Genomic DNA, 13,985 nt, shown 5'->3' on the forward strand with positions numbered 1-13,985 from the left:
CCTGAAAGCACGCATCAAAAATTATTTTGAACTGCAATTGTCCTGGGTATAAACATTAAACAGATATATCCGTTAACCACATAGTTTGATTTTCAAGATGTTCTAATAGATTGGGTAATGCCGCGCCAGCAAATGCAATGGTCATTTCGGGTTTGCCGGGTGTATACATTATGTCTTGAAAGGTGGTAAGCAGAGGGTCAACTATCAAGGGTATTTCACTCGAAAGACCAAAAGGGCATAAGGCGCCTGGAACACAGCCAGTGACTTCAGTCATTTCTGTATCGTTACCAATAGCTGGGCGCTTACCAATGATATTTTTGATGAGTTTGGCATCGAGTCGCTGGTCTCTGTGCGTTAAAAAAACACAATAATTGCCACCTTTTAGTTTGAGAAATAAGCTTTTGGTAGGAGCTGCTGTCCAGCCAAGTGCTTTTGCAATACGAGCATCCGTTTCAAAGTCTAAAATAGGCTCATGCTCCCACTGTTCAAATGGTACTTGTGCTTTTTTGAGTAGGTTAATGTTGTACTGATATATTTGTTCTAGCGACAACACGGTTTTGACTCCTTTATTTCCTGACTTATCGCGTCATAGCCTATTGCTACGAGAACAGCAAAGCTGCGTCTAATGCAATCATAACAGATTCATTAGCTCTCGTGGCCTTTGCATAAAATAAATTCACAACTTCTTTTCCAGTTATTTTCTGTTGGCCTTGTTTTTTTGGATATAGACTTACTATTTCAGCCTATTTAAGGTGAAGAAATGACCAGTTAAGAAAATAAATAAACATGTAGAAGGCAGTGTTTCTTGTAAAAAAAAGCGGGTGTTTTTTCATCCTAAATGGTGTGAAATAAATAGTCAGCAATTGTTTTGGTATAACACATCGTTACAAAATGATATTACTGATTTATTTTTTGTGAAAGTGATGAGTGTTTTTGTTGTGTGTAGTGATGTGTTTAAAATGACTGACAATTAATCACAGTTTAAATCTACCAGGCAGTGTTATTATTAATAATCTCTTAATCTACAGCCGTTGTTCAATAAGTAACTGTATAGCGAGTAGAGTCTGAAATCAATTTCATCTATACCCTCCATTTTGGGTATAGGTGCATTTGCAGCGTAACACCTTTTAGAGTGGGTTTTATGTTAGAAAATCAATCTTCACACCGGCAAGAAGAGATTCAGCTGGGTAAACAGGGTAAAGTCTCCATAACTGAATATGCAATTGAAAAACTGGATTTATGTAAAAATGTACCCTCAGACTGGCAAGAAAACTTTTTAGAGGAACGCCTTGTTGTCACCTGTGATAAGTGTGAAAGTGAATTTACAACAGAAGTAGATGCTACTTCGCAAAATTGTCCCTTTTGCGATAATAATATTGAGAGTGTAGCTCATTCTAGGAGACTCATTAAACCAGGTTCATTGTTAACGTTTAAAATTAATAATGAAACGGCAACAAAAAGATACAAAGCTTGGTTAAAAGGATTATGGCTTGCCCCTAATTCACTTAAAAGAAAAGCGAAACTCGAAATGCCGATAGAGGCTGTTTATATTCCTTATTGGACATATGATGCGGAAACGGTAACAAACTACAAGGGGCAACGTGGAAGCAATTATTATACTTCTTCAACACATACGAGAATAAATTCAGAAGGTAAACAAGAAACGTATACCAAAAGATGCCAACGCACTCGATGGCGTTCAGCCTCAGGAAAGATAGCTAACAGTTTTGATGATGTCTTGGTTTTGGCCAGTAATTCATTACCACGAGACATTGCTAATGAATTGGAACCCTGGGATTTAGAAAATTTGGTGCCTTATCAGGATAAGTACTTATTGGGAGTGAAAGCGCAGAGTTATCAACTTGATTTAAAGCAAGGCTTTATATGGGCAAAAATGAAAATAAAAGAGGAGCTACGCACCAAGATAAAAAAGGATATAGGGGGAGATACCCAACGTATAGCCTATATAAATACAGAGTACAGTAATATTTACTTTAAACATCTTTTATTACCGATCTGGCTGAGTAGTTATCGGTATAAAGATAAGATTTATCGCTTTTTAATTAATGCTCGTACGGGGGAAGTACAGGGCGAGCGGCCTTATAGCAAAGTTAAAATAGCGCTTCTTCAGATACTGGGTACAATGTGTTTTATGGGTGGAGTTATTGTATTTGAACATTTTAGAGATAAGTATGGGTTACGTTAACGACTATAATACAAAAGGTTGTGCGGAGTGATTTAAATTACAAAGCATTTAGCTTTTTTTAAGGTGTGATTAAAGGTGTATATATGGTGAGAGCTGGTTAAAAATTTTTAAACGAATGGTTTGTTATTATAGCCGCATTCATATGATCACTTAAGTGTAACTACTTATATCTGTTTAAAGTCAGCCCAGTAGAACTTTTATGGACGATAAACCATGCAGTTTAAGGATGTTTAAACATGCGTTTTAAGCCAGTTGATGTTCGTTCTTTTCGCAAGAGAATGGAGGAAGACTCCTCTTACGACATTACCCAGGACCGTTACTGGGAAGCGGATGAAACCATGTCAATCTATGGTGACCCTGAATTGGGTACATCTGTATGGGATGACGTCAGGAGTTTAGAGCAAATAGATGAAGGTAGAACGCTGCTACCTTATGTGATACGAGAGAAAACACCACCCATCTTAGATCGTGTCGTGCCTCCCGTACCTGAGCCAGATACCTCACCTGATGTGAATTATAAAATTGTGGTTGAGGTTGCAGGAATTCAGCATAGTGGATCACAAAGACTATATTTAGGCGCGAATAAAGACAGTAAACAAGGGCTTGATCTAAAAGCTGCAGTCACTCACTTTAAGGACGGCGACCATTATCGCAGTCTAGTGGAATTTAATAATCTTCAGAATATTCCTCGGGAACTCGGCATTCGTATTGCCATGCATAGTAAAGGTGAGCCACCACTTTTCTTACCGCTTATTGACCAAACTCACCCAGTACCCAAGGAAACCGAAAAAGCACCTTGGGAGACGATTATTATTCCTGTGAAACCACTGGGTTATATTACTAAGAAAAAAGTCCGTCCAGAGTCTGATATCCTGCAAGAGGGTGGCTGGGTTTATGTGTTTTGGAAAGACAAACTGTGGCGTGAGCTGGAGGTTACTAAAAATCAAACCTACCGTGATACACGCTTGGCGTTTTATCGTAATGCCCGTCACAGCCGCTTAGGGTTAACTGACCCCAATGTACGTAAAGCGCTGGGTACCGCTTACGATACAATCTGGTTGCCTTATAAGCTTAATGGTGAGGTTCAACAAGGTAATAAAGGGATAAAAATGTTGTTTAGCCGACGACAGTTATCCTGGTCTCAGATTGACAAGCTTGAAGCCCAGTCCAGCTTGCTGAATGAGCAAGCGACACCGGTTGATAGCGTTGCCGTGTATGAGCAAAGCCAGCATTTTGAGTTGAACGAGGGAGATGTTGGTCCTATTGCGCCTGCCTTAATGGATCAAACATCGGCTAACACGATGTCACAAGAAGACAATGCCTCCCAGAAAAAACCGGTTGACTCAGCACGCTATCTGGACCGTAATCGTCCACATAAAATCCCTGTCGTCTATTTGAATAATGTGCCTTACATTTATTTACGCCTTCAACTTTTGGATGATAACGGTAAAAAGCTTCCTGGTGCCTCATATACAATTACCGTTGATGGCGGAAGTGCGGATAAATCATGGACAAACTCAGGCGCTACCGATGGTGATGGTTTGCTTGAAGCCAAAATACCCGTTCTCAATCCTTTTGCGGAACTAGAATACACAGACCCCCACAATGGAGCCGTGTTCATTGACTGCATTCATTTAGGCAACTTGGAACCACAGGAAACCCAAGAAGGTCAGCAAGCTGCCTTAAACAACCTTTGTTTCCCTTTTTCAAAACAAGCTACAGAGCGCCAGACACAGTGCTCAGCCATTGACGACTACCAGTCTCTGAATGCCGTACAAAGCGAAGACTGGTATCTGTTGCTTAAGGACAAACAGCGTTAAACAATATCAGGGCAGTGTAAAAAGTCGCTATGAAAAAACAGCAAATTCATTCTCAGCATATGACTAATCTTGATCAGGAATATGCAAAGGTTTATGAAAAAATTAATGATCTTGGGTTTAAAATTGTCGAAGCCAAACGGCAGGGAGAAAACGGGCTTGCGCTGCGTTTAGCCAATAGAATGCGTGAGTTAGAAGCTGGTCTTAAACAACATAAAAGAGGCCCAAAGCAACAGTTTCACAAGTATTTAGGCCAGCGTAGACCGTTGAATAAAAAAGCGGTTGAAGCATTTAACGCAAAGATTAAAGAGCTTAATCAAAAAGCTTATGATGACACGCATATTCAAGCCTTTTTAGCGAAAAACAAAACCATAAGACGTAAAGATCTACTTGAAGCTTTAGAGCGTTTTCGGATTGCAGCACAAAATATGAAAAGTGCTGCAAGTATTATCCAGCGCAGTCTTGATGAGGCCAAAACACTTCAACGTAAAATGCTCGTTTCTGTTTCAGATAGGTATGATACAAAATTTTTGAGAAATGAGCGTATTATAAAAAACTGGACGGAACGCCAGGATAAGTATCAGCAAGATGCCAAAGAATACTGGTTGCTAGCACAGAGTTTTTATCAGCAGTTTCCCGAATTACAAGACGATTGTAGTGGCTGTCTTATCACTGAACAAGATGTTGCAGACTACACTTGGGTCCGCTCCATCAGTGTGCCCGACTTTGATCAGCCTGATGAAGCGGTAACACCTTATGTCAGCATGAATAAAGGTTTTTATTTACGTCTTGTCTATGCGGATGATCCGAGTGAACCTGTTCAAAATGGTAGCTTTTTTCACTGGCTTTATGATGCAGATAATAACCAGCAGTTAAACCTGCAGTCAGAAACGGATAAAGAGTGGAACTATACGGCATTACAAGTTTCATGCACTGATGAAAATGGTTATGTCATGGGGGGCGAGAACTATATTGCAGGCAACCGCACGCTAGGAATCAATTTAGCGAGCCAGCAGCTGAGTGTTAAACCTGAACTGGATTTTTCGCTGGTTGAGCCGTCCCTAATAAGCAGAAGTACCCTTAATGTAAGCAATACACTCTGGCCGATGGTGTCTAACGGGGAACCCCGTGGTGCTACTTTTTCAGCAGCACAAGCCGTTGCGATTGAGTCTCCTGATAACAGAGACAAGCAAGCTGCAGCAAGTTTTATCTCGATAGATAATCAGGTCTTTGCCGATATACTGAGTTACAACAACAACCGAAAACAGGCAAAGCAGCTCGTAGAGCAATTGAGCCAAATTGAAGAAATCACAAGCGGTGAACGTTACAGTGCAACACAAGACATTGAGGAAAAGCCTTTCTCCATGACGTTTCGTGCTGATCGCCCCTATGGTCTCATGCTATACCCGGTCAACCGTGGCCCCTTTGTCACTCAACCTGTTGATCAATACACCAGTATGTCACCTCCAACTCACGAAGGTCCACAAAAGGCTGAACAGGTTGCCTGGAAAGGGAAGCCCGAAGCTGAGTGGACAGAAGGTGAGCAGCTTATTTTCCAAGATTACTACCGCTATAAAACAGCGACACTCAAATTGCACTGCACGCTTCCTGAATGGGATCGTCGGTTATGTATTGCGATAGACGATATTGTTGAGCTACAAAAGGCCCAACAGGAAGAAATAGCCCCATACTTGACTGCACAAAGTACATTACAGCAAATGGTTGGGTTAAGTCAGTATCATTATCTGTTTCGAGATTACTCTCATCCAGACAGCGATGCGGCTGAAGCTCACTTACTCAAAACACATCTAGCAATTTCAAAGCTTGCGGCCTTCGTAAAAGAACAAACCAGCTTTTTAAATCAGACCACGACACTGTCTTATCGCTTAAAAGAAACCAATCAAAAGCTGCATATTAAAGCTGAAAAGTTATATACCCTGCTATGCTCGCCCGCTTTTCAGGCAGAGTTAAAGCTGTATATGGATCATGCCAAGCAAGGCAAGCCGGGTGGTCCTTATATGCAAGCTGAGCCATTTTGGATTCATATTTTTGATACGATTTCCAAAGCCTATGATGTCCTGGCCGCAACACATCTGGGTCAAACCATTGGTGAGCGTGAAATCCCTATTGTGATGGAAGGTGTCGCGGGGCATAAAGATTTAGCTAAATACCTGTCTAGACGTAGCTTTTCTGAGCCAGACAAAACCGAAAGGATGCCCCCACATCAATTTAAATTTAAAAATAAGACATACACTTCAAAGTTAACGCCCTATTTTCAACGAGTGACGAGATCATATTTATCTCAAGACGATGCAAAAATTTCCAACGCAAATTTTGAAAAGGATACTCAAGAAAACCAAGGAAAAATTGGACCTTTATCGCTCATGCTAGATTACTGCGGAGAGGCCTCTGAATCGTTTTATGATTTTTATAAGGAGACAGGTAAAGACTTTCTCAATAGCTGGGTCAATAATATTCCTGGTCCTCCCCCTGTACTAATGGTCGCATTAGATACCTATGCCGCCTATGTAAACCAACATTTGTATAAACACCTCAATAAATCCTCTACTTTTCATGTTCGTTTTTTGCTGTCTATTAGCAATATCGGCGGGTTTCTAACGCGGTCTCGCACACATCAAATAAACCGAAAAAGCTTGGAGGCACTTCACCTTACCATGATCATGCGAAGTGGTAAGCAGTTTAGCCAAGGTGTCATCACAAGCTTATTTGGCAAGGAATTAAAGGGAAGCTTTCAAGGATTACCGAAAGGTAAACAGCCTGACCAAGGATTTGCCGATTTGCTCTCAGATAATATTCAAAAAACCACTACATTTAAAGTGTATCGAGGTACACTTAATATATTAAATACGTGTATAGCAGTAGAAAATCTTTGTGATTTTTATGCCACTATGGAGACAGATTATCGTGACGCTAAAGCGCAGGAAAATTTGACCCACTTTTTTCTTGAAAGTGCGTTAAATCATATAGCGGTTATCGATAACGTAGTAAAAAATATAAAGTTCTCATTAGGCCTTCTTAAAATAAGTGACTTCAATGGCACGTTAAATACTCTACTCAATGGATTTGCCACTTTTACGATGTTACTTGGTGTTATTGTTAGCGCTATGGACTTAGCGAGTCATTGGGAAGAACGGTCAGGTAAAGAAAACCTTGTTGCAAGCATTGGACTAGCATCAAGCATTGCTTACTTACTTGGTTTTGCCTTTAAAGAATATATTACATTGGCAACCTTTGAAATTGGTAGCTTGGCTTTAGGGACCTTAAGTACACCATTGATTGTGATTGGTACAATTCTATTTGTATCAACACTACTCATTATGCATGGCGATGATCTTTGGGAGAAATGGACACAGTCAGGGAGTTATAAAACACTGAAAAAGTTATGGACTAATGTGAACAAACTGGACTCTTTTAAAGAATTGACAGGTCAAGACAACTACCGAGCCTTAGAAGGAGCAGAGCAAGCGAATAAGCTCATGCAAGTAGCAGATGCCCTCTTAAAAGATGATCAATACTGGGGACGCTTGAACTGGCGCGCCATTATTCCACTCTACCGTTCAGGCTTCAATCACGCTGAAATAGAAAACATGGTTGCCATTCCCTTGAGTGGTCGAAAAGTGGCAACAAGGCAATCCATTGCTGAACGCCCCATGAGTGCATCAGGGATAATTTTGTACTATAAAGCCTTAAAAGCTGAGGCCGAAAGGAATCCTAACAGGCGCTTTCAGTCGGGACGCTCATGCTCAGATATCACCTATCTATTGGAAAATGCCGCATTTATACCAGATAGAGATTACCCTGAAGACTTGCATAATGCTTATGGTGGTTTAGGCCGCCAATCCTGGGGTTATGAGTACTTCTATCATGATTTTGAATACAACAGGTAATGAATGATGAATTATCGTGTATTGATAACAATTCTATTTTTGTGTTCACTAAACGTTCAGGCTTTTGATATCGAAATCAAAGCAGATAAGGTCAATTCTGAGCATTTACAAGCGATCAAAGATGCAATAATGATTGATGAAAACAATAATGATCGTTTATATGCAAAATATAAAGTAATATCTCAAAATGATATGAACCCCACAGTAGTATTTGATAGAAATAGTAGGGCTCCTGAACTAAAGGACTTTTTCTGTCGTAACTGTTTTATTGTCAATAGTGAAGGAGATATTGTTTCTGGTTCAATATCAGACGCCATATCTGTTGATATTAAGTATTTTAGGAGTATTACGACAATAAAACACCTGTTGCTTCTAGGTGTAAAGGTTATTAATTTTAATAAAATTAATATGATAGAAAACTTAAAATATATAACCTCGGAAAGAAATTATATTAGTAGTGACATAAATATATCAAATCCAAACTTAGAGTATATAACTTTAGTTGACAATAAAATAAGCAAAATAACATTAAATTCTTTAGAGAATTTAAAGTACTTAGATATAAGTAATAATAGTACTGTCAATCTAGAAGGGATAAAAAACTCAAAGAAACTAGAGGTAATTGATATAAGCGATAACAATATTCATGATTTAAGCGAGCTAAGCGACATAAGATCATTGAGACACATAAGCATGCTTGGGAATATAACCCCAAATCTTTCATTTTTAGAAAAGCTAGATAAGCTTGAACACTTACTCGTTCACCTAGATAAAGAGTGGAAAGACTATAAGGTTTTCGGTTCTTTAGTTAATCTTAAAGGGTTATACATTATTCTTAACAGTGACCTTCATAGATTAAATCAGTTACCTAAAATAGAAAGCTTGAAAATACTCGCGCTTAACAACAACTTTAACCCATCCGGTCAAGGGATTCGATCCTTACAGGGGGTAGAGCATTTTCCAAACTTAGAAGAACTCATTTTAAGAAATAATAAAGTCACAAAAATTGAAGGGCTTGAGCACTTACCCAAGTTAACCAGTTTGACTTTAGATAAAAACCCCATACGTCAATGGAAAGGCTTGGAAAAAGCCTCAGATACACTTGAGACGCTATCGATCGAAGATGTTATTGAAACCGTTAGGCCTTCAAATCAGCCTACGCTCAAAGTTTCAGAGAAAGAGCGTGTCATACGCCTTTTAAGAGATCGAGGCGTTACCGTGATTGAATAAACCACTTATATCGAATTAGTGTACCCTTTCATTGCAACTCAAAGAGAGTAGATAGCTCTCTTTGGGCGTTTGAGAAAGTTATTGTATGAAAAAGAAGTATCCTCGTAAGTTCACTTTTATCCTTGTCAGTATCGGATTTATTGCTTCATTGTATGGCGCATACTTTGATCAAAAGTATTTGTTTCAAAGCTTCATATTTATACTCTTAATGCATCGATATAAAGGTGCTATTGAAGGCGTAGAGGTTTCTGCAGAGGAAGTCGATGAAGGTGCAACGAGCAATAAACCAAAAGCGCTTCGTGTTGAAGGAATAGAACCAACACCTGAGAATATCCGCCGGCTTTACCAGTCTGGTTATAAAAGTCTCGCATTTAAAAACTTTTGTATATTGCCTGAAAATAAAGGATTACCAAAAAGCAAATGGAAAAAATTATTTCGCGAGTCTATCGAAGAAACACAAGTATTAAAGCCTACTGAACATAATGTAGTAAAGCTCTATCGTGATGGTTATGAAAGTTTAGCCTTTAGACAGTTTTGCAAGTTAGAAGAAAACAATGGTTTATCTCATGATGAATTAACTGGAAAATTTAGTGATTTAATAAAGCTACATAGCCGTTATAACATATCAGAGGGTTAAATTGAGGAAAAAACTATGAAAAAAATTCAGGCATGTGTTGTTCTATCTATTTTGATATCCAATATTTGTTTCGCTGCGCCTCGATCTGCTGATGCAGAGCAGTTTGATATTGCAGGAGTAAAACTAGGTATGAGTAAAAAGGCTGCGATTACAGCAATTACACAAAAACTAGGTCTTGGAGTGAACGCAGTAAAATTTGATGAGTTTTCACAAGTAAATCCAGTGACTAAAACAAAGGAGCCTGCGTATTTCACCGTAAAGACCGCTAATATGTCAGTAGTTGTCCATATGCAGCCAAAGGTACCCTATGATGCTAATGAACCCATGGTAGTTAGTATAATAATTTATGAGCAACCATGGACGCAGCAAAATGCCTTGGCTATGAAGAAAATGGCTTTAGAAAAATATGGTAAACCTTCCAATGGGGTTATTGGTGTAGCCTACCATTGGTGTATTGAACCTCACAGTAATCCAGGCTTTGGGTGCAGTGAATTCTATGGCCCTAAGCTTGTACTTTCTGGGACAAGGTTACGGCTAGAGGATACACAATATCAACAGGCGGTGATTGACTTTATGAATAAACGCAAGACCTCGAAACCTGTTTTCTAAAAGACTAATAAAAACAGGTTGCAAAGTTTGAATATGAAAATGAAGTATCTTCGTAAGTTTGTTTTTTTACTTGTTACTATTGGGTTTTGTATTTCGTTGTGTTTTGCATGCGTTGATCAAAGATATTTATTTCAAACGTTCATATTTAGACTACTGATGCATCTATATAGAGATACAGCTAAAGGGGGAGAAACCTCAGCAGAAGAAAACGATGAAAGTACAGTACATTGCATATCAAAAGCGCTTCGTGTTGAGGGAATAGAGCCAACACCTGACAATATCAAACGGCTTTACCTATCAGGCTATAAAGGTCTTGCTTTTAAATGCTTCTGTAAACTACCTGGAAATACAAAACAACCTAAACGCACACTGAAACAACTGTTTAGTGAATTCGTAGAAGAATCACAAGAAACACAAGTATTAATGCTTACAGAACGTAATGTACTAAAGCTCTATCGTGATGGATATGAAAGTTTAGCCTTTAGACAGTTTTGCAAGTTGGAAGAAAACAATGGTGTATCACGTGTTGAGTTGACAGCTAAATTTGCGGACTTTGTTAAAGAGTAAACAATGGCTGTTTTAGCCTTTACCTTTAAGTGATCTGCGCTGTGAGCCGTCATTTGTTCATCCGCAGCAGAAGGCCATCCTTGGCCTCTGCTTGCTTACCGTGCTCCCGGCACGTGTCTCACAAACATCAGCTAACATCGCATGCCAGACTCAGTGTCGATATACAGATCGAAAATGATTAAGTCTTCAAGAAAGTAAGCGTAACCTCGAACATAATGTGTTTTACCGGTGCTATACCCAATACGAATGATTTTTAGGTGCGGACATCGAGCGACGAAGTCCCATGAGCCTATATTAATAAATGATTGGGGTGAGGAGTGAAGATAACAAAACCTAGAAATCATTCGTGAAGGGTATATTCGCAAATCTTTAAGCCCGGAGTTTAATGTGGTAATGGAAGTAGTAAAATACAGTAAAGACAAGTATCTATATGAATTTAGTGAAACCCAGCTTAGAGTTTTTAACTGGAAAATCACAAGTACATATCGATGGGCTGATGTTAGTGGCTACTTTACTGATAGAAAGGGCTTTTTACATATTACCTTTCAATGTGGTTACAGCATTAGCTTTCATTATAAGCATGATAGTAAAGCATACGACACATCAATACTATGCTTGATTAACTACCTGCCACCTGCGAATCAAAACCGAAAGAACACTGTATTTAATGGTTTTTTGTTGAGTTATAATTATTCTGATAAAAAAACAGAACAAAAAACTTTACAGGTAATTCGTAAAAGGTTTGTAGTTACATTATCTCTGTTGATAGTGTTTGCTTATATGTTACTGCCTATCTTAATTATAGTTTTGCTTGGTGTATTCACTCCGAGCAGTATCACTGCTAACTATAGTCTTCTATTTGGGGCTGTTATCTTGACTATGACTTTTGGTTGTATCCCTTGGTATTTACGTTTGCCATCATTTTTAAAAAGTACCTTTAATCATGTTAAAGTAGAAATTGAACAACAAAGCAATAATCTGTTATTAGACATTAAACCTTTGTCACTCAATAAATTACACTTCAATCAAAAGCCTTTTTCTATACAGAATATTTTTCCGCCAACAGTAGAAACATACTATATTCAACGGGGACGTCACTCTGGCCCTTTCATAGTTCGAATGAAAACATGTAAAATCTCTTTTAGGGTATATGGTCAGGATGGTATTTTTGAGCTAGAGCTAGCTCCAAATGACCTCTTTACGATTTGTCACTACATTCGAGAGTACGCTGAAAGAGTTACTGAGATTACTGTCAGTAAACAACCAAAATTAACCCCAAAGGATTGACTTTAAGTTTTTTTAAATGGGCTATGCCTTCGCGGTGAATTGTACATTAATAAGAAAAAAAGGTGCATAGTATTTTACACTGTAACAGCAGACAAAAATAAAGGCTGGATAATCAACGCTGAACTGTCTGCCGCAAGGATGCGGCAGTCAAGCATCCAGGGAAGGATTCACAGCGTGTTCAGTGTGATTATGTAGCCTTTATTATAGATGGTTCAAATAGTGTTAACAGGCCCTAGAATATAGCCTTCGCGAATTTTTTCATCTGCACTATTCATAACGTTTACTCTAGCGGTGCAGTAAATCTGCTCTAATGTGTTTGTTCCTGACACATTAACAGGATTTGTTGTTTATCCAATATTGTGTTGGTTCTTCTAGGATAAAAGTATTCATACTGTAGCTGTATTTTAACCTCTTAATAGTGTTTTACTTTTTAGTGCATTTGCTAGCTCTTCCCAACTAAAACGGTTTATAAATGAGCGACGTGCGTCTTCTACGTTGTTTGCCTTTATTAACACTGGTGCCAATATGAATCCTTGCTTGAATAAACTGGTTATAATTTCAGGAGTATCACTGCAAGAAATGTCTTCTAATATCAATATGTTATCTTTTGATAAAACACAAAACTCCATCGTTTAACCCCTCATTTGATGGTGTATTATGCATAGCATTGTATCAAAAGGCGTGATAACGTATATTGAAGAATAGTTAATGGTGATAACTTTTTGTTATGAGATTGAATATAAAACATTTACTGGCTATAGAAGAGCTTGTGAAAACAGGCAATTTTAGAGTAGCCTCACAGAACTTATGTATTTCTCAGCCAGCACTTTCTAAACAAATTAAGTATTTCGAAGAACTTTACGATATCGAAATATTTATTAGAGGCGCTAAGGGAATAGAGCTATCTGATGCAGGAAAAGCTATTATTCCTGAAATAATAAGCTTGAACAGGCATGCAGAGAAAGTTGAAAAATATATTGTAAATACGTCAAAAAACATAAGTAATTTACATATCGGGTTTGGTAAATCGAGCTATGACTTTCTCCCTGGTTTAATTCGAGACTTTAAGACAAGTTATCCCTCTTTATGTATTTCACTTATTGACCTTCCATCGTATGAACAGGAAGAACAATTACTTACAGGGGTTATCGATATTGGTTTTATGAGAGAACCAAAAACGAATGTATTGAATAGTATAAAAGTGTCGAGTGATGAGTTTGTTTTAGTAGTTTCAAAGCATATACATAAGAGTGACAGTATTGAGTATTATTTGCAGCACTATGATTTGTTAATGCTTAGTCTCTTTGAAAAATCTGAAATGAATAATCAGATACTAAAAATAATTAGCGGTCTAGATTATCGAATTAACAGTATCTCAAAAGATATTCAGACAATCGTTGCTTTAGTTACGTCGAATGTAGGAGTAGCAATTTTACCTGAAAAGTCAATTTATAAAGATTGTAGAGACATTGCTGTTATTCCTCTTGGTGAAGAAACACGTTGGGACATTCATATGGTTTGGGACCCAAATAGAATGTCTAAATCGGTTAACTTATTTGTAGAGTATGTAAAAGGTAATTTTAATATTTAATTTTTTAATTGTACTGACTCATATATGATCTGTACCGTGAGCCATTATTTGTTCATTTGCAGCAGAAGGTCATCCTTGGCCTCTGCTTGCTATGGCTCTCTACTATAGTATGTGTGGTGATGCTACATTATAT

The 13,985-nt window shown here is 38.2% G+C and carries 11 protein-coding genes; 9 read left to right on the plus strand and 2 right to left on the minus strand.

What is annotated here, in order from left to right:
• Positions 1-55: 55 nt before the first annotated feature.
• Entirely contained in the window at positions 56-553 is a 498-nt protein-coding gene (locus tag KHS79_RS03115; protein ID WP_212716526.1) for a YbaK/EbsC family protein, read from the minus strand.
• A gap of 588 nt (positions 554-1,141) precedes the next feature.
• Here KHS79_RS03115 and KHS79_RS03120 point away from each other — a divergent pair.
• From KHS79_RS03120 to KHS79_RS03155, 8 genes are all read left to right on the plus strand, one after another.
• Entirely contained in the window at positions 1,142-2,206 is a 1,065-nt protein-coding gene (locus KHS79_RS03120) for a hypothetical protein (protein WP_212716528.1), read from the plus strand.
• A 236-nt stretch (positions 2,207-2,442) separates the two neighbouring features.
• The gene (locus tag KHS79_RS03125) at positions 2,443-4,026 is read left to right on the plus strand and encodes a hypothetical protein (RefSeq protein WP_212716530.1); all 1,584 of its coding nucleotides are present in this window, start codon (positions 2,443-2,445) and stop codon (positions 4,024-4,026) included.
• A 29-nt stretch (positions 4,027-4,055) separates the two neighbouring features.
• Positions 4,056-7,931: a mS35 family ribosomal protein gene (locus KHS79_RS03130; RefSeq protein WP_212716532.1), complete on the plus strand. Its 3,876-nt coding sequence runs from the start codon at positions 4,056-4,058 to the stop codon at positions 7,929-7,931.
• Positions 7,932-7,934: 3 nt separating this feature from the next.
• Positions 7,935-9,161, plus strand: a complete 1,227-nt coding sequence (locus KHS79_RS03135) for a leucine-rich repeat domain-containing protein (protein WP_212716534.1) — start codon at positions 7,935-7,937, stop codon at positions 9,159-9,161.
• Between the two features lie 85 nt (positions 9,162-9,246).
• Positions 9,247-9,798 carry a hypothetical protein gene (locus tag KHS79_RS03140; protein ID WP_212716535.1) on the plus strand — a complete coding sequence of 184 codons (552 nt, stop codon included), beginning with the start codon at positions 9,247-9,249 and terminating at the stop codon, positions 9,796-9,798.
• 15 nt (positions 9,799-9,813) lie between these two features.
• Entirely contained in the window at positions 9,814-10,407 is a 594-nt protein-coding gene (locus tag KHS79_RS03145) for a hypothetical protein (protein WP_212716538.1), read from the plus strand.
• Between the two features lie 156 nt (positions 10,408-10,563).
• Positions 10,564-10,974: a hypothetical protein gene (locus tag KHS79_RS03150; RefSeq protein ID WP_212716540.1), complete on the plus strand. Its 411-nt coding sequence runs from the start codon at positions 10,564-10,566 to the stop codon at positions 10,972-10,974.
• Between the two features lie 393 nt (positions 10,975-11,367).
• Positions 11,368-12,261 (plus strand): hypothetical protein, encoded by an 894-nt coding sequence (locus KHS79_RS03155; RefSeq protein WP_212716542.1) that lies wholly within the window; start codon positions 11,368-11,370, stop codon positions 12,259-12,261.
• A gap of 404 nt (positions 12,262-12,665) precedes the next feature.
• Here KHS79_RS03155 and KHS79_RS03160 read toward each other — a convergent pair whose 3' ends face one another.
• Positions 12,666-12,890: a hypothetical protein gene (locus KHS79_RS03160; RefSeq protein ID WP_212716544.1), complete on the minus strand. Its 225-nt coding sequence runs from the start codon at positions 12,888-12,890 to the stop codon at positions 12,666-12,668.
• Positions 12,891-12,988: 98 nt separating this feature from the next.
• Between KHS79_RS03160 and KHS79_RS03165 the strand changes: the two genes are divergently transcribed.
• The gene (locus tag KHS79_RS03165) at positions 12,989-13,852 is read left to right on the plus strand and encodes a LysR family transcriptional regulator (RefSeq protein WP_212716546.1); all 864 of its coding nucleotides are present in this window, start codon (positions 12,989-12,991) and stop codon (positions 13,850-13,852) included.
• Positions 13,853-13,985: the final 133 nt, after the last annotated feature.

The organism is Zooshikella ganghwensis, from assembly GCF_018263875.1.
Lineage (GTDB): Bacteria > Pseudomonadota > Gammaproteobacteria > Pseudomonadales > Zooshikellaceae > Zooshikella > Zooshikella ganghwensis.

Excerpts from the sequence above, each read along its gene's own strand:
- KHS79_RS03120 (WP_212716528.1), top strand. The coding sequence starts at position 1,142 with ATGTTAGAAAATCAATCTTCACACCGGCAAGAAGAGATTCAGCTGGGT.
- KHS79_RS03125 (WP_212716530.1), top strand. The coding sequence starts at position 2,443 with ATGCGTTTTAAGCCAGTTGATGTTCGTTCTTTTCGCAAGAGAATGGAG.
- KHS79_RS03130 (WP_212716532.1), top strand. The coding sequence starts at position 4,056 with ATGAAAAAACAGCAAATTCATTCTCAGCATATGACTAATCTTGATCAG.
- KHS79_RS03135 (WP_212716534.1), top strand. The coding sequence starts at position 7,935 with ATGATGAATTATCGTGTATTGATAACAATTCTATTTTTGTGTTCACTA.
- KHS79_RS03140 (WP_212716535.1), top strand. The coding sequence starts at position 9,247 with ATGAAAAAGAAGTATCCTCGTAAGTTCACTTTTATCCTTGTCAGTATC.
- KHS79_RS03145 (WP_212716538.1), top strand. The coding sequence starts at position 9,814 with ATGAAAAAAATTCAGGCATGTGTTGTTCTATCTATTTTGATATCCAAT.
- KHS79_RS03150 (WP_212716540.1), top strand. The coding sequence starts at position 10,564 with ATGCATCTATATAGAGATACAGCTAAAGGGGGAGAAACCTCAGCAGAA.
- KHS79_RS03155 (WP_212716542.1), top strand. The coding sequence starts at position 11,368 with ATGGAAGTAGTAAAATACAGTAAAGACAAGTATCTATATGAATTTAGT.
- KHS79_RS03160 (WP_212716544.1), bottom strand. The coding sequence starts at position 12,890 with ATGGAGTTTTGTGTTTTATCAAAAGATAACATATTGATATTAGAAGAC.
- KHS79_RS03165 (WP_212716546.1), top strand. The coding sequence starts at position 12,989 with ATGAGATTGAATATAAAACATTTACTGGCTATAGAAGAGCTTGTGAAA.